Consider the following 12,355-nt stretch of genomic DNA (forward strand, 5'->3'; position numbering starts at 1 on the left):
CGCAGTGCTGGGCAACGTACCGGCGCAACGGCGGGACGGAGATCGACCTGCCCTGGAACTTCTGCATCTGAATTCAGGGGAGCGCATCCGGATCGATCATGGCAGGCAAGCCACACTCTCCCCGGATGGGCGCCGGGCGGCACTATTGACCCAGCCGCCCAAGGGCAATCAGCGCCTGATCGTGGTCGACCTGCAAACCCTGGAGATCCGGGAGGTTGGCCAGGCCGGGCAATTCGATTCCAGGCCCTTGTGGCACCCGGAGGGTGATCGACTGGCGTTGGTCCAGCGCGATGGTGAGTCATCGGGGGCAGTGGGACTGGCGGTCTATGCAGCGGGCGATGATGTCGGTCTGTTGCACGAACTCGATCAGCGCTGGGTACTGCTCTATTCACGTTTTGACGTCTACCGGGCCAGCCCTGACGGGGAGCGGGTGGAGCGCCTCACCCAGGGACGTGAGCACCGGATCCGGTTCCGTGAGCACCGTCTGGATTGGCATGCGGGCCCGCCGGACGAGACCTCTGCGCTCTATTTTTCGGCTTTCAATGAGCAGGACAAGTCTCATGGGTACCTGCGCCATGAGCCGGATGAGGGTGCCCGGTGGCTGATCAATCAGCCCCGCCGTCTGCAGTTCCTGCAAAAGGCCGATGCAGCGGATGCGTTCGTAGTGATGGCGGAGAGCGCGACCGAGTCCCCCAACTTTCATTTCACTGACGACGACTTTCGCACCCTGAGACGGGTCACGAACACCAATCCGCAACAATCAGCATATCACTGGGCGGGTGACGAATTATCGGCGAACCGGTCGACCCAATGCCAATATTTTCGAAACCGGTCAGGGTCGGTTGACCTCATTGTTCTGGGAAACCCCGGGGCCATACCTGGAGAATTCGCCGGTTTTCCACGCCCATCGCGCCACCACGCCGTTGCTGATGGTTTTCGGCACCGATGATGACGTTGTGGATTTCAGCCAGGGGGTGGAGCTGTACAACGTCATGCGCCGATCCCGGCGATCGGTGGTCATGCTGGCCTATGAGGGGGAGGGCCACAGTTTCCGCGATCAAGACAATCGCGAGGACGCCACCCGTCGGAAGCTGCAATGGCTGGATCACCACCTCAAGGGCGGCGAAGGGCAGCCCTGGATGAACGGGGCGAATCATTTCATGCCGGCGACCATGCAGCGGGCCGCCGCGTATGTGGATTCGACAGGATCGGACACGGACATGCCGTGAGCAAGCGGCGACTTGTACTGGATTAGTAACAAGAACAGCAATCGGACGCATTGGCTTAATTAGTCGTATTCATTTCATCGGGAGTGATCAATATGTTCTGGCATAAAACGGCATTTTTACTGATACCCGTGCTTGTGCTGTCTTTGACGGGTTGTGATGGGGGTGGCTCCTCCTCGTCCAGTGATGGATCTGCCTGGGTTGAAGTGTCTGGACTGGTGACCGATCCCCCCATCGAGGGTGCGGCGGTGCGCCTGGTGGATGCCCAGGGTGATGCCCTGTCCACGGTGGAGCAGACTGATGATCAGGGCCTGTTCACCCTGATGATCGAGTCCGATCAGGCCGGTGAGGCTCACCGTATCGAGGCCCGGGGCGGTGTGGATGTGCGCACCGGGCATGTCCTGGGGAACCTGACGCTGAGTGCGCCCCATGATGGGTCAGGGGAGCGGGCCGTGGTGTCGCCGTTGACCACATTGGTGGATCGGCGAATGCAGGAGATGGGCATGTCTCGGGAGCAGGCGGTGGGCCATGTGGCCGAAAGGCTGGCCCTGGATGAGGCGTCGGTGATGGCGGACCCTGCCGAGGATGCCGCGGCGCAGCGAGCCAGTCTGTTGATCACCGAGATCCTGATGGCACTGGAAGGGCAGGATGATCGGTGGGAACGGCTGGAGAGCGAGATACGGTCAATGTCTCCTGGCCGACTGAACCAGGCAGCGTCAACCCTGGCCCTGGATCAGCAACTGCCGCATGCATCACAAACCAGGCTGACCAAAATTGCTGAGCAAGCCGAAACCTTGCTGGATCTGGATCCGGCAGAGTCGAATGCCGAGGGAATGATCAAGGCTCAGGGATTGGCAAGCCTGCGCAGCGGACTGGAGGGTTATTTTGAGTTGGCTGGCAAGGAAGTGAATCCGGACCACGTGGATCCCCTTTCTCGAGCCCTGTGGGAAGGCATGGGCGAGCGCAGTGTGCCGGCTGGTAGCTCGGCCCTGCTGAACATCACCCGCTACGTGTTCCAGGTGCATGCCATGCCGGAGGACCTCTTGGATCCTGAGGCCAACCTGCCATTGGCTGATATTCGGCACGATCTCATCCTGCGTGACCTGGCTGCCCAGCGGGTGATCGATCACACCATCCCTCTGGCCCGCGGCGAAACCCTGGGCATGGATAACGATGCCAGGGCCGCTTACTTTTTCCGTTCCGACCTGTCGCCCACCCATCAGACCGAGCGTCTGTTCGTCGGGGTGCTGGATGACGGTGCACTCGATCCCATGTACCGGGCGAACGCCCGTAATCTGGCTGCGGCGGGGCTGCTGCAAGAGGCTGAGCTGACCCTTCAGGCCAGTATCTTCCAGCCTACCGAGCGGGCCCTGGCCCAGCAACAGGTGGCTCGGGCGTTGCGCGGGGCCGATGATCTGGATAATGCCGTCGAGTACTGGAGGGCGGCCCTCAATACCTACGAAACTGCACTGAGGGAAGGCAAGGGCATCAGCAACCTGGATGGTGATGACGCCAGTTTCTTCCAGTCCCTCAATAGCGACCTGCTCAATGCTGGGTTCAGGGACGACGCCGATGAAGCACTCCTGGCCGTGCGGCAGTTTATCGACTCCCAGCAAGGTGAGCCCTATACCACTGCTTTTGGCCGCATCCTTGTCGCCCTGAGAAATGGAACCTCTGCCGCCGTGGAAGCCGCCGAGGAGGCGGGGCTGTCGGGTTCAGCACTCAACGATGCCCTGAATGCGGTGGGCTTCTTCCAGGAGGTCACCCTGGGCGCCGGACAGCAATATCGGGACGGACAACCGCTGGATGGTCGCTGCGAGGCCATGAAGACCCTGATGGTCACCACCTACGCCGATTTCTATCGTCGCCTGGGCGACGATGAGGGAATGGAACGGGCAATCGGTGATTTTCGGCGCCTGGCCACTACCGATTGCAACTTCACCTACGGTGCCACCATGAGCCCTCGCATGGCGCCGATTTATGGTGAATTGGGAGACATCGACACCTACCTGGCATGGATTGAGAACCATGTCCGTCCGATCAACGATCGTAATGCGGACGCCGCCCAGGACAACGCCGTACTTTACCAGGCCGTTGATCGGGCGCTTGCAGGTGAAGTGCAGGAAGCCATTGAACACGTGGCAGCTCAGGCCGACACCGCCCAGGACGCCATCACGCAACTGACCCAGGTGGGTACGGGAAGCCGTGATGCCGGCACACCTCATCTGGCCGTGCTGCTCTGGAGGCAGGGCGCAAACGAGGAAGCCTGGGATGTCATGAACGCGGCCTGGGAACTGGCCATGTCCGACGAGTACGTGGAACAGCGCTCATCCGGACGAAATTTCGTGGATCAGGGCTGTCGCAAGGTGGCGTTGATCCTGGATCGGATGGAACGTCCAGCGCTGTCACGCGAGCGTATTCAGGCCTGCCGGGAACACGCGGAATCGGTGTTTGATGCGGCCAGCCCGACCGACGATCGCCTCTGGATCGCCAAGTCCATGGCCGAGGGTTATCAGCAGTTGGCCATGTCGGGAGACGCGGAACTGATTGACCGTTTTCGGGCCTTGGGCGGCGTGCTGAGCGATCCTGTGGACCGTATCCGTCACCTCATGGAGGTGGCCTTGCTGCGCAGCAGCGGCGGTGATCCCGCCCGTGCCCTGAACACGCTGGATGATGCCGTGAGGGAGCTCGGCCAGATAGCTACCCCATCCAGTGACCAGGCGGTCATCAACCAGGCGTTGGACCTGGCGTCCTACATCCGCAGTGGCTCGGTGCGCAATTCCCTGACGGGGAGCTTTGTGCAGGTGGCTGAGGATCTTCGCCGTGCCATCACCGACTCCGGTTGGGCCGATGTGACTCAGCAGGAGCAGGTGAATCTCGCCCGGGATCGGGTGCGCATGCTGGTGGAAGGGGATGACGCCCTGCCGGGCACCTGGCCGGGTTCGTTGGCGATGATCGATGCACTGGCGGCTTCCAATGACCGCACCACCCAGACCCATTCGGCGGTCCGCTGGCTCGCTTCTGCCCGTGGGTATGATCTGGCAAGGACGATCGCCCTGGATATCGAAGAGGCGCCGGAACGCCATCGTCAATTGCTCAATATCGCCAATGCCATGAACGATGCCGATGACTTCCCGGGCACGGCTCTGGCGCGCTTTGACTTTGACGGGGATGGGCGTCCGGACTTCTTCAGTCCCGGCAGCAGCGAGGCGGAGCGTGCGGTGTCGGCACTGACGCTGGATGATGATATCGATGGTGACGGTATCCTCGATACCGAGGACCGCACACCCTATTGCGTGGGGTGTGATGCCTGATGTCCAGCAGTCAATCCCGTCTGATGACCGGGGGTCGGTGGAGGAGGACCCCCGGGTTTTTGTTGAGCGTCGCCGTATGTCTGGCCGTGTACGAGGTTCATGCGAACGAGGCGACCCATGCTGGCGCAACGGATGCGCACCTGGAGACCATCATGGTGCGTCCCATCGGGCAGACTCCGCTTGATGGGGAGCGCACGGCAGCGGGTCGCTATCGTTTTGATGCGCGCTATATCGAGCGTTTCGGTGGGGCCGATGGCAGCGTGGATGGTGTGCTGCGTCTGGTGCCTGGACTGCAGTTTGGCGAATCCGCCCTGACCACCGAGTCGCTACTGGATCTGAGGCCGGAATCCTTTTCGATTTCCGGCGGGCGTTTTTACGAGAACCAGTTTCTGCTTGATGGGATGAGTATCACCAATCGCCTGGATCCGGCATCCACCAATCCCAACGCCATCAGCGATGTGCCGGGGCATGAGCAGTCCCAGTTCATCGACAGTGCGCTGATCGGCGAGATCCGGGTATTCGATAGCAACGTGCCGGCGGAATTCAGCCGTTTCACCGGTGGCGTGGTGGAGGTGGAGACTCGACGCGCGGGCATGGAGGCCGACGGGAGTGTTTCCTACAGCGCGACCCGCAGCGATTGGGTGAGCTACCGCACGTTCACCCGCGACTGGGATCCGGACTCGGGCACCTTGCCTCCGGAGCCTCCTGGCACCCCGGAGTTCAGTCGGGATCGATTGTCCCTGAACTATGCAACGCCCGTGGGCGAGGCATCGGGCGTGGTAATCGGCCTGAGTCGGGCCCGTTCCAGCACCCCGCAGGTGACCCTGGGGCGCAGTCGTTCACAGGAGCAGGAGAACACCAACCTGCTGTTGAAACTGACCACGCCCCTGGGTGATCGGGGATTGATCGATTGGAGTGTGGGTTATGCCCCCTATAGCAATGACCGTTTCATTGTGGATGCCAAGGATAGCGACTTCACCATCAAGGGCGGTGGCTACAGCAGCACCGGGAATCTGGAATACGCGGGAGATCGACTCGATCATCAATTCCGAGTGGGAGTCAATTACAGCGAAAACAGCCGTAGCGCACCCAAGGACTTCTTTAACTGGGCCAATACCCGGAGCATCGATTGGGGGCGCCGTGCCGATGTAGGTAACAGCCGTCAGGGCGGTTTTGGTGATCTGGATAAGGAACAGGGCAGTCTGTCCTTTCGCTGGATGGCGGAGACCATGGGGAACGATCTTGGGCAGGCCGAGGTACGCCATCGTTTCGGTGCCGAAGCCAACCATCAGCGTTATCGATTCCAGCGGGATGAGGATCTCTACGTTTATCAAAATCCGGTGATCAACAGCGAGGTCCAGTGTCGGGGCAATCGTTACGACTGCCAGCAGCGTGAACAGTATTTCTCCACCCGAAGCGTCTATCCCGCCGATGACGTTGAAGTCTCCTTGAATGAAGCGGGTCTGTTTGGCGAGACCACGCTCAATTGGAAGCGGGTCACCGGCACGGTGGGCTTGCGTTATGACCACGATGATTTTCTCGGTAACCACGATATTGCGTACCGCACCCGGGGCAGTCTCGATGTGTTCGATGATGGCCGCACCGTAGTCCGGGCGGGGGCCAACCGTTATTACGGCGCGGCCCTGCTGACCTACAAGCTGCGGGAGGCGAGGGCCCCATTCTTCAGGGAATACCGCGGCACCACCCAGAATGTCGTTCGGGACTGGGAAGTGGACTCGGGTGAGGGCACCTTCCGCTATGTGTTCGAGGATCTGGATACACCCTTCAGCGATGAGCTCATGGTGGGTTTGAGGCAGGCACTGCTGGGGGGGGTGCTCGATCTTCAATTGGTTCAGCGGGACAACCGGGACGAGTTTGCCCGAACCACCACCGATACCCAACCCGATGGGTATCGCTATTACCTCATGAACAATGATGGTCACAGCCGATACCGGGGAGTGTCTGCTTCCTGGTACCGGGAGTTTGGTGAAACCCTGGTGGGGCTGCATCTGACCTATTCCGAAACCAGGACCAGCAATGCCGATTATGACGATCCGGTGGATGCCACCGGTTCGGGGCAGTACGTGTCCTACCGGGGTGAGCGTATCCGCTATGGCGAGCTGGATATTCTGCGGGAGGACTTTGCCCGCCCTGTGGTCGCTAATCTAAGTCTCTCAAGACCTTTTGGGGAACGGATCCGTGCGGATCTGAATACCCGATATCGTGGCCGTCAATCCGTCATTACCCGCACGGGCCGTGTCGTGGATGGAGAGTTGGTGGAACTGCCCAGTGGTGAAAGGGTGTTCGAGCAACTCGACGAGTACGAACGCGAAAGCCGGCCCGTCACTTTCATCACGGACCTGAGCCTGAGTTACTCCCAGCCGATGCCAGGGGCCACGGCGCTCACGGCGCAGGTTCAGGTCAATAACCTTTTCGATGAGCGAACCCATACCGTGCCCTCGGGGCAGAGCGGCGTGGAGATCGGTCGACATTACTGGGTGAGCCTGAAATATGACTTTTGAGATCTCGAATCACCAAAACGGCCGGTCCCATCTGGCAGGAGGTATGTGCATGTCACGATTTACTGAAGCTGTTCTAACCGGCTTTCTGTCCTTGCTGGTTATCCTGCTGGTGGCCGGCTGTGGGGGAGGCGGTGGCTCTTCGAGCGATGACCCTACACCGTCCTCACAAGTAATTGGTCTGGTAACTGATCCACCCATTGAAGGGGCAGCGGTTTGGCTGTTGGACGCGAATGGTGATGCGCTTTCTGAAGTCGTCCGTTCCGACGAGCATGGGCGTTTTCAATTGACCCTTTCGGAAGATGGCGTTCCCGGCGATGCCCGCTTGATGGCCCGAGGTGGGGTGGACACGAAGACAGGCCAGGACTTCCAGGGGCTGCAACTCAGCGCCCCCTGGATGGGGCTGGACAGGCCGGTCATTTCGCCGTTGACCACCTTGGTGGATCGTTTTTATCCACAAGATGCTTTGGCGGTGCATGCCGTGGTGGACGAAGTTGCCAGCCTGCTTGATTTACCTCCTTCAGGGGTGATGAATGATCCCGCGGAAGACGCGCAAGTTCAGCGTGCCAGCCTGCTGCTGACAGAGCTATGGGTGGCCCTGCGCGGCATCAATGACCCGATGGTGCAGGTTGCCGCTTCGTTGCGCGATGCCGATGGTGATTTCGCGAAAGCGGCCCAGTATCTGGCCGATGACGCCATCCTGGATCTACCCGAAACGATTAAGGATCGGCTCAAAGGCGTTCAGTCCATGGTCCTGGCTTTGCGTAGTGATTCGGTGAACACGGCCCAAGAGGTGATCGACGCCGTGGCCCAGCAAAACATTGCGCATGGACTGGCCCGCTTCTTCGATAAGCAATTGGGCTTTGAGCCGCACAATCAGGCCGAAAAAGATAATCTGCGCAGTTTGGCGCATGCCGTATGGCTGGCGGCCGGGCAAAGAGGCATGCCAGCTAACAGTCCTGGTGTCTTCAACGTGGCACGTTACCTTGTTCAGACCTATCCCGTTGGCATTGAGGCTCTGGAAGACCCGGAGTTTCAGTTACCTGAAGGGCTGGCAAGAGATCAGACCATCGCAAGGCTGGCCGCTTCCAGGGTTTTGGATCATCAGGTACCCCTCGCTGAAGCCGAAGTGCTGGGAATGGACAACCAGGCCAGGTTGGAATACTTCCTGCGTTCTGATTTGTCCCCCTATGAGCGGGCCGAGCGCCTGTTTGACGGCGTGTTCGACGATAGCGTGCTTGATCCGGTATTTGCCCGCATTGCCCAGGGTATGGCTGCGGCCGGTTTGCATGAAGAGGCTGATCTCGTTTTGCGAGCGCAGATCTTTCAGCCTATCGAGCGAGCCGAGGCCTTCCGCCGCACAGGTCAGGAGCTTTTCCGCAACGGGGAGGAGACCCGCTCCCTTGAATACTGGGATGAAGCCAGCGGGATTCAGCAGCAGCAGTTGGAGGCTCTGGGCCTTGCCAACCTGACGGGGGCCGATGCCAGGTTCTACCGGTCCTTGAGCGACGATTTCCTCGCCGCTGGATACCCTGATCGGGCGGAGACCATTATCGCGCCATTGCTCGACTACGTGAACCAGTTCGGAGGGCCCGGTCAACCCTGGACCGGCAACTACTTTAATCTGACCACAGCCCTCCTCAACCAGGCCGAGGAACGGGTGAAATTGGCAGCGGAAGCGGGTATGACCGGTTCCTCCTATGAGCAGGCGGTGGCCGCTACCCACTTGTTGAGACGTTGGGTGGATGACATGGGTTCACCTCAGCCTGGACCAACTAGCTGCAGGCTGATCCAGAGCCAATATACGGCCCGATACGCGGCCCTTTATTCCCATTTAGGGCTGCGTGAACAGGCACTTGCGGGTATCGATGCCTTCGAAGATCTGATGGGCGCCACCTGCGGCAATCAGACCAATGCTTTCTCCCGTTTCTATGTGGATATCATTGCGCCCGCTTACGGAGCCATGGGGTTGACCGGGCGCTTCGAGCAACTACTCGAAGATGAGGTGGTGCCTTATCCCATGTACAGTTCCGCGGCGCGCACGGCGGCCAATGAGATTGCGGTGTTCTTCGCAGTTGAGGCGGCTCGTGAAGGGGGAGCGCAAGCTGCGTTGAATGAGATGAGCGAGCGCATTGCATCGCCTCGGGATCGGGCCAGCTACCTGATCCACCGCAGCCAGGGTTTGAGTACCGATGGACGTAACCTGGCTGTACGACTGACCGACGAGGGAATGCTTCAGGCTGCCCGCGAAGTGGCGGATGCCGGGTGGCTACTGTCCACCTCAGCCGCATTTATCGAGGATTCGGATGATTTTGACGAGGAATCCTGGCGGGATGCGATCGGCTATGTGCCGCCTCCGGGGTCATCCCCCGATAATGCGCGCACCGAGGTCAACCGCTTGCTGCGCAATGGATGCCATGCCGCTGCCCTGGCCACCGATGAACTGGGGGAAACGACCAAGGCGAGACAGCGCATGGCCGAGTGCTGGTCAATGGCACAGGAGATGTACCGAGGAGCCTCAACATTGCTGCGGGCAGAAGCCGCATGGTTGCTGGCCAATGGCCATCTTGCCCTGGACATGGATGGGGACGAAGTCGTTACCGCCTTGCGTCAGCAGGCCCGGGTTATCGACTCAAATGATGCCAGGAGCCAACAGCTCCGGAGGGTCGCGGATCTGCAGAGCCGCGGTGGCATGTCCGAGCAGGCACTGGCGACTCTGGATGACGAGGTGATGGCTGCGCTTCAAGCCATGGCTGGCCAGGTCGCCGATGAAGCCAGCTTGACTACAGTGATGAGAGAGACGGAAGCGGTGGCGAAAGCCTATCTTGAGGTTGCCTTGGAGCAACGGGCCCGTCTGCATCGGGAGGGCCATCTCAATGGCTTTAGCCAGGAGCCCGTCGTCAAAGCTCGAGAAGGGGCCCATCGGGTTCTGCTGGGAGACTCATCCAACACGGCATGGGGCTGGAACGGCTATCAGGGGTTGATTGAGGAACTCAACAGTCCCACCCAGCAGGATCGGGGGTGGCGGGAAGGCGTCAAACTGCTGGCAGCTGCGGGGAAATTCGATCTGGCGATTGCCTGGGCGGAGACGGCCACGCAGGATCCGGAGCGCTGGCGCCGGCTGACCCTGATTGCGGAAGCACTCACCGAATGGGACGACTTCCCGGGCACCGATCTGGCCCGCTTCGATTTCGATGGTGATGGTCGTCCGGACTTTTTCAATCCTCAGTACGCCGAGAGCGAATGGATGATGTCGCCCCTGCAAATGGACGACGACATTGACGGTGATGGGATCCCGGACACACAGGATCTCACTCCGTACTGCCCCGGTTGCATGGATGTGGGCTCGATGTCCCGGCGTTAATCCGTCAGGGGCAGGAGGCGGCTTCATCCTTCTGCCCCTGATGTCTCTGTATGACTCGTTTGCACAGCCAGCCATCGCCAGCCAGTTGCAACGCTCCGCATTCGGTCAATACCCGTTGACCTCACCTCACTTGTCTAACCTCAGGAGCATTGCCCATGTATTCATCCCCTTGTCGTTTCGTTCTTGCCTCTGCGCTGGGCGTCATCCTGCTGGCGGGGCTGCCGCTGAAACAGGCCGTGTCCGATGACCTTCCTCAGGTGGTGAAGGATCACCCCCCGATACACGTCATCCACCCCGACGGGGTCGCCAGAAGCATCAGCCTGGCGCGGGTTCTGGACCACCATGGCTACCCGTGCGGTCCGGCCACGGTCGGCTTTCTGGCCCTGCAATATGGCCTGGACCTGCTCTTTGGGGAGGATGAGATCGCCCGGGCCAACGATCTTCTGGTGTTGAGTCATGCCCCCATGGGCGGGGTGACCGATGCACTGGATCTGGTGCTGGTGAGCGAGAAGCCCGAGGCGCGCACGCCGCGGCCCGCGGGAATGGAGCATGCCGTGGAGAGCTTCCGCATTCAGTTATTGCGCAAATCCACCATGCAGACCGTCACGGTTGCCCTGGACCCGCAACTCTGGCCCGAGGACTGGTTCGAGTTGCGAACCCTTCGCCGCGCCGGGGAGATGACGCCGGAGCTTGAGGCGCGGCGTCAGTCGCTTCAAGACGAGATGGTGGAGACCTTGCCCGCGAAATCATTCGAAACGCTTTTTGGCACTCCGGACATCAACGTGGTGATGACCTGGGGCGGCATCACGTCCGAGGAGGCCAGGTCCGCGGCGCAGCAGCAGTAGCAGCCGCCATCCCCACCCGCGGCACCTGGCCGCGGGTGGGGATGTGTCAGGGAAACACCACCTCCTGAAGCTGCCGGCACCAGGTGGCTACGCGAGGATGGGTCAATTCGCTCTGGTTGTCTTCGTCCAGGGCCAGACCGCAGAAATGATCGTCGATCACGGCCAGGGAGTGCTCAAAGTCGTAGTGTTCATCGATCGGCCAGTAACCAAGAATTCTTGCGCCGCGAGCCTGGGCCTTGTCGTGCAGGATGCGCATGGCATCCACGAACACCTCGCCGTATCCATACTGATCGCCCAGGCCAAACAACGCCACCGGCAAGCCCGACAGATCCACGTCGTCCAGGTGGTCGATGAAATCTTCCCAGTCATCCTGGAGATCTCCGTAACCCCAGGTGGGCGCCCCCCAGATGAGCAGATCGTATTCGGTCATGCTATGAGCGTGGTCCAGAAACGCCACATCCAACAGATCCACCGACATGGGTTGCAGTGCGTCCCGGATCATCTCCGCGACACGTAACGTGCTGCCACTGGTGGTGCCAAAGTAGATGGCCACTCGCATATTCTCCATCCTTATCTGGTCGTGCGCCAAAAGCGTAGGGTAGGGGTTAACATGCTGGGTTCCGGCCGATGTCAGGTGGCGCGCTGGCGGCCGCAGCCCCCGCAGCCTCGGTCGCAACCACGCCGGGGGGTGACGGGTGATGAGGGTTGAGACGTTGACCTCCGGATTTGGCGCATGGGTTTTTCGGTTACGGGCTGAGTCGGGGTGGCGTTGGGGTTAGGTGTCAGCGTGCTCACGAAAGGGTACCTCCGCATTGTGGATTCCGTTAACGCGTATGATAATCATTATCGTTACTGAGTGGTACCCCTTTCTATCCCTGTCGCTCAGAATCACCATTAAATTGGGCGGCTTGCGAACACCTGCCAATTGGCAAACTCTGATGGAAGGTTTTCCCCCACAGGCCTGTCCCTGTCTGTTGCACGCAGGCATTGGTTTACCGGACGGCTTCCGTCCTATACTGCGGTCATGCCCCGCTTCTTCAACAATGCCGGACCCACGGTCCCTGCCGATCACTATGCCATTGATCCC

7 protein-coding genes are annotated in these 12,355 nt (G+C 60.3%); 6 read left to right on the forward strand and 1 reads right to left on the reverse strand.

Features of this window, described 5'->3' with window-relative positions; translation table 11 throughout:
* The 6 genes from LPW29_RS13830 to LPW29_RS13855 form a co-directional block, all read left to right on the forward strand.
* On the forward strand, positions 1–949 hold a 949-nt coding region (locus tag LPW29_RS13830; RefSeq protein ID WP_238628487.1), incomplete at its 5' end, for a TolB family protein.
* Positions 852–1,229 (forward strand): alpha/beta hydrolase family protein, encoded by a 378-nt coding sequence (locus tag LPW29_RS13835; protein WP_338018705.1) that lies wholly within the window; start codon positions 852–854, stop codon positions 1,227–1,229. The genes LPW29_RS13830 and LPW29_RS13835, both read left to right, overlap by 98 nt.
* A gap of 215 nt (positions 1,230–1,444) precedes the next feature.
* Positions 1,445–4,540, forward strand: a complete 3,096-nt coding sequence (locus tag LPW29_RS13840; RefSeq protein WP_238628489.1) for a hypothetical protein — start codon at positions 1,445–1,447, stop codon at positions 4,538–4,540.
* A gap of 62 nt (positions 4,541–4,602) precedes the next feature.
* Entirely contained in the window at positions 4,603–7,062 is a 2,460-nt protein-coding gene (locus LPW29_RS13845; protein ID WP_238628490.1) for a TonB-dependent receptor plug domain-containing protein, read from the forward strand.
* A gap of 283 nt (positions 7,063–7,345) precedes the next feature.
* On the forward strand, positions 7,346–10,423 hold the full coding sequence (locus LPW29_RS13850; RefSeq protein WP_238628491.1) for a hypothetical protein: 3,078 nt from the start codon (positions 7,346–7,348) through the stop codon (positions 10,421–10,423).
* A gap of 155 nt (positions 10,424–10,578) precedes the next feature.
* A complete protein-coding gene (locus LPW29_RS13855) occupies positions 10,579–11,268 on the forward strand; it encodes a hypothetical protein (RefSeq protein WP_238628492.1) in 690 nt (229 codons plus the stop codon).
* Between the two features lie 46 nt (positions 11,269–11,314).
* Here LPW29_RS13855 and LPW29_RS13860 read toward each other — a convergent pair whose 3' ends face one another.
* Entirely contained in the window at positions 11,315–11,827 is a 513-nt protein-coding gene (locus LPW29_RS13860; RefSeq protein WP_238628493.1) for a flavodoxin, read from the reverse strand.
* Positions 11,828–12,355: the final 528 nt, after the last annotated feature.

Source organism: Ectothiorhodospira sp. 9100 (genome assembly GCF_022227565.1).
Taxonomy (GTDB): domain Bacteria; phylum Pseudomonadota; class Gammaproteobacteria; order Ectothiorhodospirales; family Ectothiorhodospiraceae; genus Ectothiorhodospira; species Ectothiorhodospira marina.